Origin of the sequence: Clostridium neuense (genome assembly GCF_045310695.1) — a bacterium.
In the GTDB taxonomy this organism is placed as follows: domain Bacteria; phylum Bacillota; class Clostridia; order Clostridiales; family Clostridiaceae; genus Clostridium_S; species Clostridium_S neuense.
The window spans coordinates 122,359-142,157 of record NZ_JBJIAA010000015.1; the positions used below are offsets into that span (position 1 = coordinate 122,359).

Here is a 19,799-nt window from a genome sequence, read left to right on the forward strand (position 1 = left end):
CTTATGAGATTTTTTATTGCTGATGATGATGAAGCTATTTGCACAATGCTTACAGAAATTATTGAAGACTACGATCTTGGCAGCGTTGTTGGTACTTCTGATAATGGCTCAAATATAGATAAAACTTTGCTCTCTTTAAAAAAAATAGATATTCTTATAATAGATTTGCTTATGCCTATGCGTGACGGCATTGAAACTATCCGCAGCTTAGGTTCTAATCTAAATACAAAAATCATTATGCTTTCGCAGGTTGAAGATAAAGATATGATTGCAGAAGCTTATTCCCTTGGTGCTGAATACTACATTACAAAGCCTATTAACAGACTTGAAGTTATAAAAATTATTGAAAAGGTAACTGAAAACATAAAACTCGAAAAATCAATATACGACATAAAAAAAACTCTTAACATACTTGATTACACAAAGAAGAATTTTAAAGAAAAAGACATTGTAGAAAAAAAGACTATCTTAACCGCCGGCAAATTTCTTTTATCAGAGCTTGGTATAATAGGCGAGAATGGAAGTAGTGATTTACTATCTATGCTTGAATATATATATAAATGCGAAAATGAAGACAGCACGAAAGAAGAATTTCCTGCTTTGAAGGACATATTTACAAATATCGCAATTAAAAAGCTTAAACCAAATGCATCTTCTTCTGACATAACAAAGGAAATTAAAGCTTCAGAGCAGAGGGTTAGGAGAGCTATCTCTCAAAGTCTTACACATCTAGCTTCTCTTGGACTTATGGATTATTCTAATGAAAAATTTGAAGAATATTCGTCAAACTTTTTTGATTTCACAGAAATTAGGAAGAAGATGCTGGAGCTTGAAAATAACACAAAGTCTTCGGAATCAAAGATTAGAATTAACATGAAAAAATTTGTTAAAGTGCTATATATGGAAGCAAAAAAGAAAATGCTAGGATAGCAAGTAAATAAGACTATCTTTAAACATTATTCAATTCTACTCCAGTTTTGTATTCATAATATATACTACATGTTACGCTACTAAAAATGCACTATCCTTTTCTCGTTATAAACTTCATAGCAAAATTTGGTACATTAACAAAAAAACAAATTGCTATAAATATAACTGGAAATGAATATCTAGGTTGTCCTTCTGTAACAAAATAAGTACAGGTAACCATGTAAAATATAATCAAACCATACACGCTGAATTTATCCAATTCTTTTTTAGTAACAAAGCTTTGAATTACTTTTACACTGTATGCAATTATTGAAATTACCGCTATTACAAATACAATAATTTTAACGTCATTTGATAGAGTTCCCAAAAGCATTTGAATGCTTGGATTCATTCCGCTTCCATAAAAGCTATAGCTTATATCACTGCAGCTAAAGTAAGTGTTAATTAATCTCTTGAAGCCTAACACTACAAATTGTCCTGGATGACTTACTATCCACTTTTTTGCAGCCGCTGTTAACATTTTATTTTTTTCTGTTGCATTTGCATTAATATAACTCTTTTTATTTACAATAGAATTTTCAACGTTTTTAGCATCCATCCAAAGTCCAGTATGATTTTGAGAATTATTATTTATATAAAGTACAATTCCCTTGTTATTTGATATAAGCGTAAACTGACCTATAAGCTTCGTATTTCTGTAAATCCAGGGTGAAAGGCATATCATACTAACAATCAATATTAAAATACTATGTTTTAAAACATCTAAAAGTTTATTTTTAAGCAAAAGTTCTATTACAAATACTGCAAAGAAAAATAAAAAGAAGAATGGTTTTATCATTGCAGCTACCGCCGTAAGAGCTCCTAGTGCAACATATTTATGTTTAAAATCACTAAAGTATACAAGAGTAATCATAAAGAGCACTGTAACAAATATTATTTCTGTTCCTGTAATGCTATTATAAAAAATATTATTAGGAAAAAGAACAAACATTCCATAAATAATTTTTTGCTTTCTTTCGCTTATATTAATTTGCTGTACTATCCAATAGAACATCAAATAATTAAGTGCTGTCAAAAATATATTGAACACTTTTGCCACCATTAGATTTGCTCCAAAAATTCTATATACAAAACCAAGTACTATTGAATATCCAACTGATGTATAGGTATCTCCCCATGCACCACCACTAGCCATTTGTTTTGCAAGATCATTATAATATTTAAAATCTGAATATGGCTGAGTATTTACCATTATAATCCATACTATACTTAATAAAAGTCCAAGTATAGTTATATTTCTATAATAATTTTTCTTCATACTTTTTTTCTCCTTAATTTTCAATTTCCTTCAAGTATCTGCTTGTCGTAAGCAAAAAAAAGGTTATTTGAATTACTCCATAAATTATAAAAATCAGTAATGTATTATGCCATAGGTAATTAGCATATTTAAGATCTTTATACATAGTCGACATGTAATAACCTGTAACTACTATAGCTATAATTGATGGCACTAAAAATATGCTTCCTATTTCCTTTATAATAATGTTATTTATCTCTCTATTTGTTAAACCAATTTTAAAAAGCTTTTTAGACAGTTCTCTATCTTCTTCAATTGAAGTAAAAGCCTTAAAGTATAAAATTGCTGCACTTCCAATTAAAAGGGTTACACCTAAAAATGAATAAGCAAAAAGTGAAAACCCATCGTTATTCATTCTGTCCGAAAATTTCTTCTTCTTTAAAAACAATGTATCCTTAAGCTTTTTTCCACCAATTTTATTAAGATTATAGGATAAATTTTTTTCAATACTTTTATATTCATTGTTATTATTTAAATTAATAAGTACATCATCATAAATTGAGCTTTTTGATGAATTTTTTTTGAGCTTTTCGTAATCTTCATCGCTAAGTATTACTGAAACTCCTCTAACAAAAGTACCTTGTGAATTAAATAAAGTGTTATTAATAGTTTTATCCTTATAGGTTATATTTTTTTCAGGAACATATATATACCCCTTATTCTGCTTGAGCTTTGTATATCTTGTAAATGGAAAGATTCCATTATTACAAAACAAACGAAAAGTTTCACTATTTTCATAATCATCTTCTTTGGGAAAATCTATAACAATTCCGCCGACCTGATAGTTATTTCCACCCGCCTGAGCAAAAATAGCATGTCCTCTCCTTACGGCTACACGGTCTTTATTTAATTTATTATATCTACTTTCACTTGTAGCCATAATCATAATGCCATTCCAGTTTATCTTTTCTTTTGATACTACTAAATAAAAAACATTTATACCTTGAAGTACCTTATAACTTTTAATTTTTGCCCCTGAAGCCTCAACCGTGCTTTTTAAGCTATTTTTATATAAATCATTTTGAACAGTAAAGCTTAAATCATATGGATCTATAGAATTTAAATTATTATCTATAGATATGTAGTTTGAGTATGAAACAGAAATAAAGCCAATACCACCTGCTACAAGAATTATTACTACATATAAAACGGTCCTGTAAGCAATAAATCTATGTAAAAATGAATTTATGCATAATATATTATTGTTGTAGATTCTCTTACTTCTTTTTAAAATTTTAATTATTAATTCCATAGCAAAGCCTATTGCAAAGTACAAAGCAATAATATCTGCTATAAACATCTTGATTAAAATCCTAGGTTGATCATTAATCTCATAATTTGATATGTTGTGAAAAATCACCACAGAAGCTGTAATTACAATTATCCCAACAATACCAAGCAATGAATTTCCCCTTTTAATATATCTTTTTGAAGTAGATTTTAGTATTTCCACAATTGAAAGTCTTTTAAGAAACATAATTTGATAAATTGTATTAAATATAAATATTAAGCCTGATATTGTAGCAATGTATGCATATGCCGAAGAACTAATTTGGATATTAATATTTGTAATGCTTAAAAGCTTTAATATTGCCATATAAAATAGCTTTAAAAATACAGTTCCAAAAACACCTCCAAAAACAAAAGAGGCTATTGCAATCATAAAGTTTTCATATAAAAGGATATTGATTATATTTTTAGAGGTTAAGCCTATAGTAAAATAAATTCCAAATTCTTTTCCGCGATATTTAGTAAAAGACACTGTTGTATAAATTATAAAGGCTATAGAAAAAGCCACCATCAAAACTATAGTACTATTAAGGCTATTTGTGATTTCAAAATTAGTTTTTTGTGCCTCCATAAATTCCTTGCTCAATGCCAAGCTAAAAAACATAAATAAAATTGCAATAATAAAACTATTACCCAAAAGATAAGCAGTATAATTTTTAATATTGTATTTGGCATTTTTCAATATCATTTTCCAGAGACTCATTATATGTCCCCTCCAATAGCACCTTCTGCTTCAATAATTTTATCAAAAAACCTTCTTCTATCCCCATCTGAATTAATTTCAAGCTTTATTTCTCCATCCTTTATAAATATAATTCTAGTGCAAAAGGACGCAGCAAAAGGATCATGAGTAACCATGACAATTGTCGTTTTTCTTTCCTCATTTATTTTATTAAAAGTATCCATAATATTTCTTGAGGATTTTGAATCTAAGTTTCCAGTAGGCTCATCTGCAAATACAATAGATGGATTAACAGCAAGCGCTCTAGCCACAGCCGTTTTTTGTTTTTGTCCACCAGAAATATTGTAAGGATAACTGTTTTCTATCTCCTTAAGGTTTAAAAAATTCAAAAGTTCGCTCGCTTTGCTTTCAATAATTTCTGGTTTCACTTTGTCTACGGTCATAGGAAAACCTATATTTTCTTTTACTGTCAAGCTTTCTAAGAGATTAAAATCTTGAAATATAAACCCTATATTTCTTCTTCTAAAAAGTGCAAGCTCATCTCTTTTCATTTTAATTATATTTTTTCCTTTGATAAAAACCTCTCCATTAGTAGCGTTATCAATTCCTGAAAGTATATTCAAAAGTGTTGTTTTACCACTGCCGCTTGGTCCCATTATCCCCAGAAATTCGCCTTCCTCTACACCAAAAGATATACCTTTTAATGCCTTTACGCTTCCAACTTTTTTATAAGCATCATAAATTTTTGTTAGTTTCATACATTCTAAAACCTTCATACTTATCCTCCTGCATCCTTAGTATATCTTTTTTCCTTACCTTCTCAAATTGCTTATTCTTACATAACCTTACACTCATGAAAGGTTACACTTACAACCGTTCCTTTTCCATCCTCCGATTCTATGCTTATATTGCTATTTAGCATGTTACATACAGTTTTACACATATAAAGTCCTATACCGGTTGATCTTCCATCACGCCTTCCATTGCTGCCTGTAAAAAAAGGCTCAAAAACTCTACCAAGCTCTTCCTTTTTTATTCCAATACCTGTATCTTTTATATATAAGGTAATAATTTCTCCTTTTTTCTCACAGTAAAAGGTTATATATTTTGTGTTTGCTGCGTATTTTATGGCATTGTTAACAACTTGAGAAACAACATAGCCTGCCCACTTTTTATCAGTATATATGTAATATTCATCTTCAATTTCAATTTTAGGAAACACTCTTCCATATATAAAATTCCTTTTTTCCGCATTTGCAATATCGGTTATTAAGCTTTTTAAATTTACCTTTTCCGGAATGTAATCCTTTGCGAATTCTTCAAGCCTAAATATATTTAAAGTACTCTCTAGATTTTCTTGAAGCTTGGCATTTTCCTCATATATATCTTTAATTAACTCCTCCCCCTTATAAAGCTTTTTACCCTTTTCTGCCGCAAGCTCTATGATTGCTACAGAGGTTTTCATATTGTGAATCCATTCACTTAAAAACTTTTCTTTTTCCGCATGCTTTTCTTCCAAAAGGTCAATTTTAGAAATGTAATCACTGTGTAGTTCTCTCAGCACATTAAGTACATCTTCAAAAACATATCCATTTTTCATTTTATATTTTGGACTTACTTTCCCTTCATCTAGGTAAATATAGAGATTCCTGTATACAAAGAATTTGTAGGTAAGATAACATATTAGAAAGGTTAATGCTAAAATTAGTGGATATGACATAAATTTACTGTCATATATAAAAAAATAATAAAGCATAATTGATACTGTGCTAATAATGTAAAGAAATATAGCTGCTTTTTCCTTTTTCAAAGTATTAATTAAAATTTTACTGAAGGACATAACCAATCCCCCTTTTTGTTACAACAAACACTTCTGCCTTTATTTCCTTTAGTCTTTTCTTTAGTCTTGTTATATTAACAGTTAACGTATTATCATCCACAAAAGCAGTTTCATCCCACAATTCCTCTAAAAGTTCTTCCCTTGAAACTACCTTATTATAATTGGTTATAAACACCTTAAGAAGCTTGTACTCATTTTTAGAAAGTTCTATTATTTCACCGTTTACTTTAAGACTCATACTTTCACACATAAGCTCTATATTTTTTACTTTTACAGCCTTGCTTCCACTTGAATCAATTCTCCTAAATACCGCATTTATCTTTGCAATAAGAAGTTCTATTCCAAAAGGCTTAGTTATGTAATCGTCCGCGCCTAAATCTATTCCTCTTATTTGTTCTTGTTCTGCACTTCTTGCTGAAATAATAATTACTGGAGTAGACACTCTCTTTCTAATGCTCTTAAGAAAATAAAAACCGTCAAATTTAGGCAAATTAATGTCCAGTAATATTAAATCGGGGGAGGCAGACAAAACCTCCTCCTCCACCCTATTAAAATCTGTTACAAGTTTAACTTCATAATCATAGCTGCTTAAAAAGTCTTCTATATACTTCCTTAATGTCATATCATCTTCCACAATTAAAATTTTTTTCAAAACCGTCACCCTCTAGCGCTTAATAGGATTCTTAAAAAACTCTCTCCAGTTAACGAAAAAGTATATAACTATAAATATAAATGGAAAAGCATATCTTCCCTGACCTTCTGTTATAAAATACATTGCTGTAAACATATAAAAAACTATAAGTGCATACAAACTAAAGCTATCAAGTTCATTACTTCTTCTTTTAATTAACATTCTTATTACCTTTATAGAATAAGCAATTATTGCAATTATTCCAACTAAAAATATTACATTTCTTATGAGATTTGTGTACATAAGAAGCATGCTTTGAAGTCCTTGGCTAAGTCCTGCCTTGTTGTAAGTGAAAAGTATATCATCACCTACAAAATACACATTAATAAGCCTTTTAAAACCTAAGACTAAAAACTGTACCGGATGACTCTTTATCCACTTCTTAGCTACTTTTGAAAGCATATGATTTTTCTCAGTCATATTTGCTTTCTTGTACTCCTTAGTTAAAACTATGGAATTTTCAACATCTGCTGCTGGCATCCATCTTCCTTTTGTATTTTGAGAGTTATTATTTATATACAAAACTATACCGCCGTTATTAGATACACCTGTAAATTCTCCAATAAGTTTAGTATTTCTATAAATCATAGGTGATACAACCACCCCTGTAAGTACAAGAACTATTAAGGCATGAAGAGCTGGCTTTATTAGTTTTTTATTCTTAATTATTTCCACCAAAAATACAGCAAAGAAAAACACAAAAAAGCCTGGCTTTATCATAGTCTCTGCTCCTGCCAAAATCCCTACAAAAATATACTTGAATTTATTGTTAGAGAAATATATATTAGTAATCAAAAGAAGCAGCATAGTGAAAAGTATCTCTGTCCCAAGAAGACTATTGTAAAAAATATTAGCTGGGAAAAATATAAAAATAAAAAATATCATTTTTCTTTTAATTTCACTTATATTAATTTTTTTAAGCAAACTGTACATTAAAAAATAGCTTATAATAGTAAGAAGCAAATTGAATATTTCTCCTACAAGAATGCTTTTTCCAAAAATCATAAATACATATCCAAGCACAATAGAATAGCCAACAGATGTGTATGTATCTCCAAAATTTCCTCCATTTGCAATTTGCTTTGCTAAACCATAATAATAATCAAAATCTGAATAAGGTACTGTTTTAACAAATGCAACCCATAAAATGCATAATATCAATGCTACCAACATTGATATCAAGTAGAATCTATTTTCTCTCTTTAATATACTCAAAATTATCCTCCTAGTTATGAAAATTTCCTAATTAAAAATATTCTATAAAATTATATCATAACAAATTTAACGTTTCACATTTTATTTTAAAATTTTAAGGTAAAATATTTTTTGATTTTCATTAAAAAATAGAGGCTACTCACCGAAGAATTAGTGAATAGCCACACAAATTGGATTTTTATTTATCCGCTTCAATATTAATCTTTCCAACGTTTGCATTTACTATTGCATATATAGTTACATTAGTTTTTCCATAATTAGAATTTGTATATTCATCACCATTATTCGTAAACCATGTTGAATCAATTGCCTTTGCAATAAAATGCTTTTTTATTTTCACCTTCACTCCAATATTTTTAGGAAAATGTATTGTGGTTTCTCCTACACCACAGTTTAAATTCACATTTAAGTTTTTCTTGTAATCTCCAGATATATCTAGGTTTAACTTTCCAGTTCCCATATCAATATCTAGCTTATTTAATTGAACTTTTCTCAAATCAGCCGTAACATCTCCTACCCCTGTTTTTATAGTCATATTAACTGGTACATTTTCACTAAAATTTAGCTTCCACTTATTTATATCCTTGTTGCTTTTGCTAATTTTACTCATATTAGGCTGACTTATATTTAAATCTTCACTATTATTATTTTTAATATCTTCTATAATTGGTTTCCATTCAGATTTATTAAAAATAATTTTAGAACTAATATTGTTACTGTTACTGCTATTAATGTTTAAAGTTCCAACTTTTAAATTAATCCCAACATTTACAGTCTTCAAATTTGATACATTAAAAGTATTATTTTGTTCCCGAACTTTGTTTGTACTATTATATGTACATCCTATTAAAAAGCTTGCTATTATGATTATACATATTTGCTTTAAATATTTTCTTTTCACAAATTTCCACTCCCACATAAAAATCAAAATTTCTACTAATCCACATTAAGATTAATTTTTCCACTGCTTGTACTTACTGTCGCATACAAAGTCACACTACTTTTACCATAATTAGAATTTGTATAAATACCCTCTTCAGAATTCATAAGCCCAACTAAATTAACTACATCTTTATCCGAATGCTTTTTAATTTCTACTTTAACTCCAATGTTCTTAGGAAAATATATTGTACTTTCTCCTCTCCCACAGTTTAAATTTACAGTTATGTCTTTCTTGTAATTTCCAGAAACATTGAGATATAATTTTCCACTTCCCATATTAACATCTAAATTACTCAATTGAAGTTCTCTTAAATCAGCTTTAACATCACCAGCCTCTGATTTTATCTTCATATTGGTAGGAACATTTTTACTAATGCTCAAATCACAATTATTCATTATAGTGTTTTTACCTTTATCTATATTTCCTATAACTGGCTCGCTTATATCTATATCTTCACCATAATTGTCCTTCATGCTTTTTACAATAGGCTTCCATTTAGGATCACCAAAGGTAATTTTAGAGCTAACATTATTATCATTGCTACTATTAATATTCAAAGTACCAACCTTAAGATCAATTCCCGTATTTATAACTTTTAAATTTGATACTGTGCAGGTATCATTTTGTTCTTGAATTTCACTTGCATTTACTCTTCCGCATCCCACTAAAAAAACTGCAATAAAAAACAAAAATACTAGCTTTAAATATTTTTTCTTCATAATTCCCCACTCCCACTGTACATCACTAGATATAGATAAACTAATTGAAAGTTTAAAATTAATACTATTAAATTCATTCCGACAAACTGGAAGTTGTGAAGTAACAATGCTTAGTCGCGTTAAAAAAATCCTATAAATCTAAGTGGTGATTTTAAGCGAGTGCTTGCTCGAGGTATAGAAGGATAACGATCATATACGGGGTTTGGGATGTAATCCCATTATCCTTCTTTAACTTGTATTAGTCATCATATATTAGCCCAAGCCCCGTGTATGTTTACTCGCTTTGCTCAGACAGATTGAAATATCTAAGCATTTTACAATTTTTGAGCCAAGATTTATTAGAATTTTTTTAAATCGTTCCTTAAGCATTGTTACTTCACTCCCACGATAGTATGATGAATTTGATATTAGCAATTTCTATGTTTCAAGCTATCAATTTGTTTGTTGCTATTTGTAATTTTTTACCATATAATCACTATACATTTCGCGCACGCAATTGTCAATATATCCCATAAAGTTTGTCCACGATAATAATTATTGACAACATCTCTTTATAGCTATAAAATATAAATATAAAATCCGAGTTAAATAGTCGGGTTTAAAATTAGAAGTAAATACACAGCTTTAAGATATATGCTGGAATACTAAAATTATTTCACAACATATAGTCTAGCTAATTTTAATATTTCAAATACTATATCTGTTATAGTTGTATTAATAGTCGGGAGTGAATTTAATGTTAGAAAAACTTTTAGAAATAAATGACATACACGCTGAAGCAGACAAAAAGGAAATACTTAAAGGTCTTAATTTAACAGTAAACAAAGGAGAAATTCATGTAATAATGGGCCCTAACGGAGCTGGAAAATCCACTCTTATGAATGTAATAATGGGTCATCCTAAATATAAAGTAACAAATGGCTCTATAGACTTCGAGGGCGAAAACATAACTGAACTTAAAACCAATGAAAGAGCAAAAAAGGGGATATTTCTTTCCTTTCAAAATCCTGAAGAGGTTCCAGGAATAACTGTTGAAAGTTTACTTAGAAGTGCAAGAACAGAAAGCACTGGAAAGCCAATAAAGCTATTAGCTTTTAGAAGAGAATTAAAAGAAAAAATGGCTCTTTTAGAGATGAATGAAAGCTACGCCGAAAGATATCTAAATGTTGGTTTCTCAGGCGGTGAGAAAAAGAAAAATGAAATTATTCAAATGTTAATGATAAATCCAAAGCTTGCTATACTTGATGAAACTGATTCTGGTCTTGATGTAGATGCAGTTAAAATAGTTTCCAAGGGAATAAGCGAATTCAAAAATGAAAATAATTCTATACTTATTATAACTCATAACAGCAAAATACTTCAGTACTTAAAGCCTGATTTCGTTCATGTACTTTTAGATGGGAAAATAGTAAAAACAGGAGACGCTTCCTTAATGAATGAAATAAACACTAAAGGTTTTGCTTCATTTAGAGAAATGGTATAAGGAGGCTTTACTTATGAGTAATGAAAAAACTTACATAGAGGATCTCGAAAGAGGCGTCTATGATATAAAGAATGAAGATAGATATAGCTATAAAGTAAATAAAGGGTTAACAGAAGATACAATTAAAAAGATATCAAAAGAAAAAGATGAACCACAGTGGATGCTTGATTTTAGACTAAAATCCCTAGAAACTTACAATAAAACAGCAATGCCAACTTGGGGTCCATCACTGGATGAACTTGATATGGATAATATAGTAACTTATGTAAGACCAGATACAGATATGAAGGGAAACTGGAAGGATGTCCCTGACGATATAAAAAACACTTTTGAACAGCTTGGAATACCACAGGCAGAAAGAGAATCTCTTGCAGGTGTTGGTGCACAGTATGATTCAGAAGTTGTTTATCACAGTATAAAAGAAGACTTAGTTAAACAAGGTGTAATATATACAGATATGGATTCTGCTATAAAGCAATATGAGGATATAGTTAAAGAATACTTCATGAAGCTCGTACCACCAAGTGATCATAAATTTGTAGCTCTTCACGGTGCTGTATGGTCTGGAGGTTCCTTTGTATATGTACCTGAAGGTATTGATGTGGATATACCTCTTCAATCCTATTTCAGACTTAATTCTCCTGGCGCAGGTCAATTTGAACATACACTTATAATAGTTGAAAAAGGAGCAAAGCTTCACTTTATAGAAGGCTGTTCTGCACCAAAGTACAACGTAACAAACCTTCATGCAGGATGTGTTGAACTTTATGTAAAAGAAAATGCTACTTTAAGATATTCAACTATAGAAAACTGGTCTAGAAACATGCTCAACTTAAACACAAAACGTGCTTTAGTTGAAAAAAATGGAACAATAGAATGGGTATCCGGATCATTTGGATCAAAAAAATCAATGCTTTATCCTATGAGTATATTGAAGGGTGAAGGTGCAAAATCCGAATTTACAGGAGTAACCTTTGCAGGTACTGGACAATTTTTAGATACGGGTACAAAGGTAGTTCACGCAGCTCCTTATACTTCATCTACTGTAAATTCAAAATCAATTTCAAAAGGCGATGGTACAGCAATTTATAGAGGTTCAGTTAAGGTTTTACCTTGTGCTCATCATTCAAAATCCACTGTTTCCTGTGAATCCTTAATGCTTGATGATATATCACGTTCAGATACTATACCAGCACTTGATATATTAAACGACGAAGTAGATATAGGACACGAAGCAAAAATAGGAAGAATAAGCGATGATGCAATATTCTACCTAATGTCAAGAGGGATAAGTGAAGAAGAAGCAAGAGCTATGATAGTAAGAGGTTTTGTTGAACCTATATCAAAAGAACTTCCTCTTGAATACGCAGTTGAAATGAATAATCTAATAAAGCTTGAGCTTAATGGAAACATAGGATAGGTGGTGATATAGTTATGAATAATACTTTAAATAAAATAAACAACATTCCAATGAGAACCTGGAGATGGCTTGGCGTAAACAATATAACTATTGATAGAACCTTACCAGAACCAAAAGAATATACTTTAAGTATAACGGATGAATTAGAAAACAGTGAAGTAAAGGTAGAACTAATGAAAAAAGATACTTCATCAAAATTTCTTCCTTCAAACTATGAAGGTTTAAATGAAGCTTCACTAGAACAATGCAAAAACAATTACAATACAGGCATTTACGTAAACTCCATTATAGATAGGAAAGCGACCAAACCTGTATTTATAAATTACAATGCAGATGAAAAAAATGATCTAATAATAGATAATAATTTGATAATAGCTGAAGAAAACAGCGAAGTAACAGTAGTTATAAACTACAGTTCACAAACATCTGCTTTTCACAACGGACTTACTCAGGTTTATGCAAAAAAAGGCTCAATCGTAAATTTAATAAAAATACAGGAACTTTCAGATAACAGCATACATCTTGATGCAAATGTAGCTAAAGTAGAAGACAATGCTGTTGTAAATTATGTAGAAGTAAATTTAGGCAGCCTATTTAATGTTACAAATTACAGAGCAGACTTAAACGGCTATAAAAGCAATGGAAATATACATTCAATATACTTAGGTGACAAAGAGAGAGACATAGATATTAACTATCTTATAAATCATTATGGTAAAGAAACCAAAAGTAACATAGAAGCAAGAGGCGCTCTTCTTGATGAAAGTAAAAAAGTATTTAAAGGAACTCTTGACTTTAAAAAAGGCTCTGTTAAATCAAAGGGTCAGGAAGAAGAATATACTGTTCTTTTAAGTCCTAATGTAAAAAATAGATCTGTTCCAATACTCCTTTGTACAGAAGAAGATGTTGATGGTCAGCATGCAGCAAGTGCTGGAAGAATAGATGAAAATAGATTGTTTTATATAATGAGTAGAGGGTTTAGTGAAGCTGAAGCAAAAAAACTTATTATAGAAGCTGCTTTTAATCCTATAATAGATAAAATTCCTTCAGATGAATTGAAATCCAATATTTCTAACAGTATTAGGAGGAAACTTTCAGATGAATAAATATATAGAAGATTTCCCAACATTAAATCAGGAATTTAACGGACATAAATTTGTATATTTAGACAATGCAGCAACTACTCAAAAGCCTGTCTCAGTTATAAATGCTGTTAATGAATACTATAGACAAAATAATGCTAATCCTCATAGAGGTGCTTATGCTTTAAGCGTAAAGGCAACAGAACTTTACGAAAATACTAGAGAAGTTGTAAAAGACTTTATAGGCGCAGAAAAAAGCAAAGAAATAATATTTGTAAAAAATGTTACAGAAGGCCTAAATCTTATAGCTTATTCCTATGGACTTACTTTTTTAGAACCCGGAGATGAAATTGTAATTTCCATAGCAGAGCATCATTCAAATTTAGTTCCATGGCAGCAGGTAGCTATGGCTAAAGGTGCAGTACTCAAATATTTGTATATAAACGATGAGGGCATAATTCCAAAGGAAGAAATTGAAAGTGTAATAACACCAAAAACAAAAATAGTTTCTGTAACTCAAGTTTCAAACGTACTTGGTACAATAAACCCTGTTAAAGATGTAATAAAAAAAGCACATAGTGTTGGCGCTATCGCTATAGTAGATATGGCTCAAAGCGTTCCTCATATGAAAGTTAATGTTAAAGATTTAGATGCTGATTTTGCAGCTTTTTCAGGTCATAAAATGCTTGCTCCTATGGGAATAGGTGTAGTATATGGAAAAGAAGCCTTGCTTGAAAAAATGCCTCCTTTCCTTTGTGGTGGAGACATGATAGAATACGTATGGGAACAAGAAACTACTTTTGCTGAAGTTCCTCATAAATTCGAAGCTGGTACTCAAAATGTCGGTGGCGCAGTTGGACTTACAGCAGCCATCGAATATATAAACAAAGTTGGTATTGATAATATAGAAGCTATAGAAAAAGAGCTAACTAGCTATGCTCTTGAAAACTTAAGTGAAATACCTCATGTTACAATTTATGGAACAAAAGATATCACTAAAAAAGCAGGTGTAATATCCTTTAATATAGATGACGTTCATCCACACGATGTTGCTACAATACTAGATTCATATGGCATAGGTATTAGAACAGGTCATCACTGTGCAAATCCTCTTATGAGATACATGGGAGTAAATGCAACCTGCAGGGCAAGCTTTTATCTTTACAATACCAAGGAAGACATCGATGCCTTAGCTTACGGATTAAAAAATACAAGGAAGTGGTTAGGCTATGGATCTTAATTCCATATATACTGAAATAATAACAGAGCACAATGCTTCAAAGCATAATAAGCATGAGCTTGAAGGTGCAAATATAGTTGAAAATGGTCATAATCCAAGCTGTGGAGATGAAATTACTCTTCAGTTAAAAATAAAAGATAACATAATTGAAGATGCCTCATTTACTGGCATTGGATGTGCTATTTCTCAAGCTTCCACTTCAATAATGATTGACCTTATAAAGGGTAAAACTGTTGAAGAAGCAAAAGAACTTGCTCATACTTTTATTGGAATGATCAAAAGAGAAATAACAGATGACAAAGAACTTGAAGTGCTTGAAGATGCTTTAGCCTTTAAAAATGTTTCAAACATGCCTGCTCGTGTAAAATGTGCAGTACTTGCATGGCATACACTTGATGAAGCAACGACAAGCAGCAATAGTGATAAATAAAAAGTTAATGATGCTTTAAATTCTTTACCTAAAAATAGCGTACGCAGATTTGTTTAAACAAATCTGCGTACGCTATTTTAACTACTCCCCATTAATTGACGCATGCAAGCCGCCCCATGAATTTTGTATTACTATATATATTTCATATTTGCATGAATATAAAGCCTTTACTAAATTATTTTATTATACCAATTATAAAATCCTTCAATATCAATACTTATAAAACTCATTAAGTGATAAAATTGTTGATTAATTCTTTTTAAACTTTGATTTGACCGCTCTTTTTATAACATCAAAAAAACTTAATGATTGAACCATACGATTTGTATCAACATATTCTCGAATAGCACGAAGTACTTTTTTTGCATCTTTAGAAGCAAAAGTATAAGTACCATTTTTCTTTGTCTTAATTGCATATCGTGGAATCCACTTTCCTTTTAGCATTACAGACGCAATAACATAATCAACCTCTTTCCAAGGGATTTGAATAAATTTACGAGAATCACGGGAATTATAGAATTCAAAACCTTTGTCACCAATCATTATTTTTCCATAATCTGCAATCCCTGTAAAGGCTGTTGAATCCATTACTAAATCCACCTTTGTATTTAGTGATTGAACCATACGAGCTACCTCTTTTCTATTTATAGATAGACATCTTTATTTTTATTATATATTTTTTATTTATTTCTATCAAGCAGACAATGTTTTATGATTAGCAAAAGCCTAGGCTAACTAAAAATATTATATTAGCCTAGACTTAGTGAAAATATTACATTAAACCAATTACGTGGAAAACAACACCGATTACAAATAATCCAAGGATAATTATAATTGGAGATACTTTCTTTTTAAGAAGCCACATACAAATAAATGTAATTAATAATCCTGCAAGTCCAGGAATCAATGAATCCAAATTGCCTTGAAGCGTTGTAACTTTTTTATCAGTTAATGACAAACCAGCTGCTTGCTGCAACAAAGCTTGTTTAATACCATTTGCTCCAGCAGGAAGTTTACTCCAATCAATAAAGGCACCCTTAGCATACGGAGCAGATGATATTATAGGTGTAAATTTAACAGATACCCATCTATTAACTAATGACCCCAAAATGAACATACCAAGGATGGATGCTCCTTTTGTAACATCTTGTAGTAAACCACCTGATAAATCATCAGTAATATGCGATCCTGCTTTATAACCAAACTCTTGTGTATACCACATAAATGCTATACGGATTGCATTCCAAGCAATGAAATAGATAATTGGTCCAAGAATGTTACCAGTCAAAGCAAGAGAAGCAGCTAGTGCACCTATAATCGGCTTAACAGTAAACCAGAACACTGGATCTCCAATACCTGCTAAAGGTCCCATCATACCAACTTTAACACCTTGAACGGTTACATCATCAATTGGTGCACCGTTCGCACGTTCCTCTTCCAAAGCTAATGTTACACCAATGATTGGCGAAGCTAAGTATGGGTGAGTATTAAAGAACTCCAAGTGACGTTTTAATGCAGCTGCTCTATCTTCTTTAGTCTTATATAATTTCTTGAGTGCTGGAATGAGTGCAAAAGCCCAACCACCATTTTGCATTCTTTCATAGTTCCATGAACCTTGAATGAAAGTTGAACGCCAACAAACAGACATACGGTCTTTTTTCGTTAATTTTATTTTCTTTTCCATCTTCTTATTCTCCCCCTTCTTAGTATTTATCAATAAGATCGCCTAACGGATCACCAGTATTTGAGATTCCACCATTACCTGAACCGCCTTTTTTACTAAGTACTAAGTAAATAAGAGCTATAGATGTACCAATTATGCCTAGTCCAATAAGTGTAATTTGTGAAATGGTTGCTAACACAAAACCTATTGCAAAGAATGGCCATACTTCTTTTGTAGCCATCATATTGATTACCATTGCATAACCAACAGCTACAACCATTCCACCGCTTATTGCTAAACCATCTGTTAACCAAGTAGGCATAAGTCCAAGCATTGTACGAATACGACCAGCACCAAGTGCTAAGATCATTACTGCTGGAATTACACAACGTAGAGCATGCATACAAATAGAAATAATATGCCACATTTCAATTTTTCTCATATTTCCTTCTTCAGCAGCAGCATCCATAAGATGTATAATGATTACACCGATTGTACGACAAATAGTTTGTAATATTAGCCCTGCAACTGCTAGTGGAACAGCAATTGCAACAGCTGAGGGAACACCTGCTCTGCCCTGTCCTCCAAGAACTAGAATAATTGCGGATGCAACAGATGCTATTGCTGCATCTGGTGCTACAGCAGCACCAATATTTGCCCAACCTAAGGCAATCATTTCAAGACTACCACCTAAGATTAAACATGGTAATAAGTTACCTGTGACTAAGCCAATTAACGTGCAAGCAATTATTGGTTGGTGAAAATGGAATTCATCCAAAATACCTTCCATACCAGCTAGAAATGCTACGAAAACGACTAATATGATTTGAATTATATTTAAACTCACGGTTATAAACCCCCTTTTTTTATTTGAATAGTTAAATTATTTTAGCTTATTTAACTCTTCTTGTGCTTTTCTAAGAATTTCGTCCATATTTGCTTTTGAATCATTTGGAACTTTACGAACATCAAAAGTAAGTCCAGCTTCTTTAAGTTTCTTGAAAGTATCAATATCTTCTTGATTGAAAGCAAGCACTTTACTTGGTTGAACTTTACCTATAGAGTGCGCCATAGAACCAACATTGATTGTCTTTAAAGGTACTCCGCCTTCTACCACTCTAAGTACATCTTCTGGATTTTCAAAAAGAAGCATTGCACGTTGTCCTCCAAAATGTTTATCATCTTTCGCAAGTTTAATCATTTGACTGATTGGAACAACATGGGCCTTTACACCTACAGGGGAAGCCTGCGTTATTAAGTTCTTACGAAGTTCATCTTTTGCTACTTCATCTGACACGACAATAATTCGTGTAGGGTTCATAGTCTTTGACCAAGCAGTTGCTACTTGACCATGAAGTAAACGAGAATCAATACGAGCTAAAACATACTCAAATGATCCAGGTCTTCCTACATTATTAGAGTTTCCTGCAGAAGCTTCTAAAGTTTTACCAGCATCTTCTGGCTCCAATTCTTCAGGTTTAACTTTAACTCCTTCTTTAGCTGCTTGTAATAAATTAGATGCAATTTCATGTGCGGATTCCATAGACATGCGTAAAGCATAAGCTTCAATCACCATTGGTAAATTCATACCAGCCACGATTGCCCATTTATCTTTGTGTTCTTCAAACAGACTGCTAGCTTGGTTGAATGGTGTACCACCCCAAAGATCAACTAAGAATAAAACCTCATCTTGGTTGTCAAAGGATGCAATTGCATTTTTTAGTTTTGCTTTAACATCATCAGGGCCTTCACTAGGCATTAACATAACAGCTTGTACGTTCTTTTGTTCTCCAAAAATCATTGTACTAGATTGCAAGATGCCTTTAGCGAATTCTCCATGACTAGCAAGAATAATTCCTACCATTTCTATACCTCCTATTTTTTTATTTGTTACAGAAAAATTTATATAAAAGTTCTGAAGAACCTGTAACCAAAAATAATTATTATACTGCGCTTCAATTAATTTACGAACCATAATGACATTTGATTTAACCATTACCTTGGCAAAAGTTAATATGATAAATCTTATAGTTTTGACATTAAATCTACTTTTGAATCCGAAGAAACTTTCCTTATTTCTAGTTCAATACCTTTTTCATTTAATTTCTTGAAAGCTTCAATATCCTCATCACTTACTGATACTGCATTAGTTATTTGTTTTTTTCCTTCCTTAAATGACATTCCACCAATATTTACACTTTTTATGTCCACTCCACCTTTAACCATTCTTACAACATCAGTTGGATTAGTGAATAAAAACAATACTCTATCATCTTTGTACCTTGGATTATTATAAACTCTTATTGCCTTATCAATGCCTAAAACACTTGCTCTAACTCCCGGAGGTGCAACTTGTTCTAAAAGTATTTTTCTAATCGGATCCCTTTCTACATCATCATTACATACAATTATTCTTTGACATTTTGTGTCTTTTGACCAAATTGTTGCTACTTGACCATGTATTAATCTGTCATCAATTCTTGCTAATACTATATTCATTATGAATAATCCCCCTCATCATCACTCTTATATGTATGTTTTCGTTTTCATTTATACCTCTTTAGCGGCATTAAAGGACTTCTTCCAAATAACTCTATATAAATATTAGTTCATTTGTATTACACTATTATATATAGCAATTATTATGCCAAAATAGTGTATTATTTTTTATATTTATGTTAATTCTTTTGAAACAGCCGCTTTTTTAATTGTAAAAACTTTTTTAATTTTTTTGTTGATACACTTCTTTTGTGATTTTAATACTGTTCTTTAATTTTTAACACAAAAAAAGTGCATTATGCTAAAAGTGTATCG

The 19,799-nt window shown here is 31.0% G+C and carries 19 protein-coding genes; 6 read left to right on the forward strand and 13 right to left on the reverse strand.

Annotated elements, in window-relative coordinates; translation table 11 throughout:
• Positions 1-3 precede the first annotated feature (3 nt).
• Complete coding sequence (locus ACJDT4_RS17490) at positions 4-930, forward strand: response regulator (RefSeq protein WP_406788868.1); 927 nt, start codon at positions 4-6, stop codon at positions 928-930.
• 91 nt (positions 931-1,021) lie between these two features.
• Here ACJDT4_RS17490 and ACJDT4_RS17495 read toward each other — a convergent pair whose 3' ends face one another.
• The 8 genes from ACJDT4_RS17495 to ACJDT4_RS17530 all read right to left on the reverse strand — a co-directional run bounded on the left by ACJDT4_RS17495 (position 1,022) and on the right by ACJDT4_RS17530 (position 9,667).
• Positions 1,022-2,248, reverse strand: coding sequence for a hypothetical protein (locus ACJDT4_RS17495; RefSeq protein ID WP_406788869.1), 1,227 nt, complete (start codon positions 2,246-2,248; stop codon positions 1,022-1,024).
• 13 nt (positions 2,249-2,261) lie between these two features.
• Positions 2,262-4,280 (reverse strand): ABC transporter permease, encoded by a 2,019-nt coding sequence (locus ACJDT4_RS17500; protein WP_406788870.1) that lies wholly within the window; start codon positions 4,278-4,280, stop codon positions 2,262-2,264.
• Positions 4,280-5,035, reverse strand: a complete 756-nt coding sequence (locus ACJDT4_RS17505; RefSeq protein WP_406788871.1) for an ABC transporter ATP-binding protein — start codon at positions 5,033-5,035, stop codon at positions 4,280-4,282. The genes ACJDT4_RS17500 and ACJDT4_RS17505 overlap by 1 nt, the downstream gene beginning before the upstream one ends.
• Positions 5,036-5,094: 59 nt before the next feature.
• The gene (locus ACJDT4_RS17510) at positions 5,095-6,099 is read right to left on the reverse strand and encodes a sensor histidine kinase (RefSeq protein WP_406788872.1); all 1,005 of its coding nucleotides are present in this window, start codon (positions 6,097-6,099) and stop codon (positions 5,095-5,097) included.
• A complete protein-coding gene (locus tag ACJDT4_RS17515; protein WP_406788873.1) occupies positions 6,086-6,751 on the reverse strand; it encodes a response regulator transcription factor in 666 nt (221 codons plus the stop codon). Before ACJDT4_RS17515 ends, ACJDT4_RS17510 begins: the two co-directional genes overlap by 14 nt.
• Before the next feature lie 12 nt (positions 6,752-6,763).
• Entirely contained in the window at positions 6,764-7,963 is a 1,200-nt protein-coding gene (locus ACJDT4_RS17520; RefSeq protein WP_406788900.1) for a hypothetical protein, read from the reverse strand.
• 220 nt (positions 7,964-8,183) lie between these two features.
• Positions 8,184-8,906 carry a toast rack family protein gene (locus ACJDT4_RS17525; RefSeq protein ID WP_406788874.1) on the reverse strand — a complete coding sequence of 241 codons (723 nt, stop codon included), beginning with the start codon at positions 8,904-8,906 and terminating at the stop codon, positions 8,184-8,186.
• Between the two features lie 35 nt (positions 8,907-8,941).
• Positions 8,942-9,667, reverse strand: coding sequence for a DUF4097 family beta strand repeat-containing protein (locus tag ACJDT4_RS17530; RefSeq protein ID WP_406788875.1), 726 nt, complete (start codon positions 9,665-9,667; stop codon positions 8,942-8,944).
• A 736-nt stretch (positions 9,668-10,403) separates the two neighbouring features.
• Here ACJDT4_RS17530 and sufC point away from each other — a divergent pair.
• Genes sufC through sufU form a run of 5 tightly spaced genes read left to right on the forward strand, consistent with a single transcriptional unit; the run spans position 10,404 to position 15,322 of the window.
• Complete coding sequence (gene sufC, locus ACJDT4_RS17535) at positions 10,404-11,150, forward strand: Fe-S cluster assembly ATPase SufC (RefSeq protein ID WP_406788876.1); 747 nt, start codon at positions 10,404-10,406, stop codon at positions 11,148-11,150.
• Between the two features lie 13 nt (positions 11,151-11,163).
• On the forward strand, positions 11,164-12,570 hold the full coding sequence (sufB, locus tag ACJDT4_RS17540; RefSeq protein ID WP_406788877.1) for a Fe-S cluster assembly protein SufB: 1,407 nt from the start codon (positions 11,164-11,166) through the stop codon (positions 12,568-12,570).
• 14 nt (positions 12,571-12,584) lie between these two features.
• Positions 12,585-13,676: a Fe-S cluster assembly protein SufD gene (gene sufD / locus ACJDT4_RS17545; protein ID WP_406788878.1), complete on the forward strand. Its 1,092-nt coding sequence runs from the start codon at positions 12,585-12,587 to the stop codon at positions 13,674-13,676.
• Positions 13,669-14,892 (forward strand): cysteine desulfurase, encoded by a 1,224-nt coding sequence (locus tag ACJDT4_RS17550; RefSeq protein WP_406788879.1) that lies wholly within the window; start codon positions 13,669-13,671, stop codon positions 14,890-14,892. The genes sufD and ACJDT4_RS17550 overlap by 8 nt, the downstream gene beginning before the upstream one ends.
• Complete coding sequence (gene sufU, locus ACJDT4_RS17555; RefSeq protein WP_406788880.1) at positions 14,882-15,322, forward strand: Fe-S cluster assembly sulfur transfer protein SufU; 441 nt, start codon at positions 14,882-14,884, stop codon at positions 15,320-15,322. Before ACJDT4_RS17550 ends, sufU begins: the two co-directional genes overlap by 11 nt.
• Before the next feature lie 249 nt (positions 15,323-15,571).
• Here sufU and ACJDT4_RS17560 read toward each other — a convergent pair whose 3' ends face one another.
• The 5 genes from ACJDT4_RS17560 to ACJDT4_RS17580 all read right to left on the reverse strand — a co-directional run bounded on the left by ACJDT4_RS17560 (position 15,572) and on the right by ACJDT4_RS17580 (position 19,484).
• Positions 15,572-15,946, reverse strand: a complete 375-nt coding sequence (locus tag ACJDT4_RS17560; RefSeq protein ID WP_406788881.1) for a DUF956 family protein — start codon at positions 15,944-15,946, stop codon at positions 15,572-15,574.
• Between the two features lie 148 nt (positions 15,947-16,094).
• Positions 16,095-17,006, reverse strand: coding sequence for a PTS system mannose/fructose/sorbose family transporter subunit IID (locus tag ACJDT4_RS17565; RefSeq protein WP_406788882.1), 912 nt, complete (start codon positions 17,004-17,006; stop codon positions 16,095-16,097).
• A 19-nt stretch (positions 17,007-17,025) separates the two neighbouring features.
• Positions 17,026-17,832 (reverse strand): PTS mannose/fructose/sorbose transporter subunit IIC, encoded by an 807-nt coding sequence (locus tag ACJDT4_RS17570; RefSeq protein WP_406788883.1) that lies wholly within the window; start codon positions 17,830-17,832, stop codon positions 17,026-17,028.
• A 36-nt stretch (positions 17,833-17,868) separates the two neighbouring features.
• Positions 17,869-18,849, reverse strand: coding sequence for a mannose/fructose/sorbose PTS transporter subunit IIA (locus ACJDT4_RS17575; protein ID WP_406788884.1), 981 nt, complete (start codon positions 18,847-18,849; stop codon positions 17,869-17,871).
• Between the two features lie 161 nt (positions 18,850-19,010).
• The gene (locus tag ACJDT4_RS17580) at positions 19,011-19,484 is read right to left on the reverse strand and encodes a mannose/fructose/sorbose PTS transporter subunit IIB (protein WP_406788885.1); all 474 of its coding nucleotides are present in this window, start codon (positions 19,482-19,484) and stop codon (positions 19,011-19,013) included.
• Between the last annotated feature and the right edge of the window lie 315 nt (positions 19,485-19,799).

Excerpts from the sequence above, each read along its gene's own strand:
- ACJDT4_RS17495 (WP_406788869.1), bottom strand. The coding sequence starts at position 2,248 with ATGAAGAAAAATTATTATAGAAATATAACTATACTTGGACTTTTATTA.
- ACJDT4_RS17550 (WP_406788879.1), top strand. The coding sequence starts at position 13,669 with ATGAATAAATATATAGAAGATTTCCCAACATTAAATCAGGAATTTAAC.
- ACJDT4_RS17520 (WP_406788900.1), bottom strand. The coding sequence starts at position 7,963 with ATGTTGGTAGCATTGATATTATGCATTTTATGGGTTGCATTTGTTAAA.
- sufB (WP_406788877.1), top strand. The coding sequence starts at position 11,164 with ATGAGTAATGAAAAAACTTACATAGAGGATCTCGAAAGAGGCGTCTAT.
- ACJDT4_RS17505 (WP_406788871.1), bottom strand. The coding sequence starts at position 5,035 with ATGAAGGTTTTAGAATGTATGAAACTAACAAAAATTTATGATGCTTAT.
- ACJDT4_RS17500 (WP_406788870.1), bottom strand. The coding sequence starts at position 4,280 with ATGAGTCTCTGGAAAATGATATTGAAAAATGCCAAATACAATATTAAA.
- ACJDT4_RS17575 (WP_406788884.1), bottom strand. The coding sequence starts at position 18,849 with ATGGTAGGAATTATTCTTGCTAGTCATGGAGAATTCGCTAAAGGCATC.
- ACJDT4_RS17490 (WP_406788868.1), top strand. The coding sequence starts at position 4 with ATGAGATTTTTTATTGCTGATGATGATGAAGCTATTTGCACAATGCTT.
- sufU (WP_406788880.1), top strand. The coding sequence starts at position 14,882 with ATGGATCTTAATTCCATATATACTGAAATAATAACAGAGCACAATGCT.
- ACJDT4_RS17565 (WP_406788882.1), bottom strand. The coding sequence starts at position 17,006 with ATGGAAAAGAAAATAAAATTAACGAAAAAAGACCGTATGTCTGTTTGT.
- sufD (WP_406788878.1), top strand. The coding sequence starts at position 12,585 with ATGAATAATACTTTAAATAAAATAAACAACATTCCAATGAGAACCTGG.
- ACJDT4_RS17530 (WP_406788875.1), bottom strand. The coding sequence starts at position 9,667 with ATGAAGAAAAAATATTTAAAGCTAGTATTTTTGTTTTTTATTGCAGTT.
- sufC (WP_406788876.1), top strand. The coding sequence starts at position 10,404 with ATGTTAGAAAAACTTTTAGAAATAAATGACATACACGCTGAAGCAGAC.
- ACJDT4_RS17510 (WP_406788872.1), bottom strand. The coding sequence starts at position 6,099 with ATGTCCTTCAGTAAAATTTTAATTAATACTTTGAAAAAGGAAAAAGCA.
- ACJDT4_RS17580 (WP_406788885.1), bottom strand. The coding sequence starts at position 19,484 with ATGAATATAGTATTAGCAAGAATTGATGACAGATTAATACATGGTCAA.
- ACJDT4_RS17560 (WP_406788881.1), bottom strand. The coding sequence starts at position 15,946 with ATGGTTCAATCACTAAATACAAAGGTGGATTTAGTAATGGATTCAACA.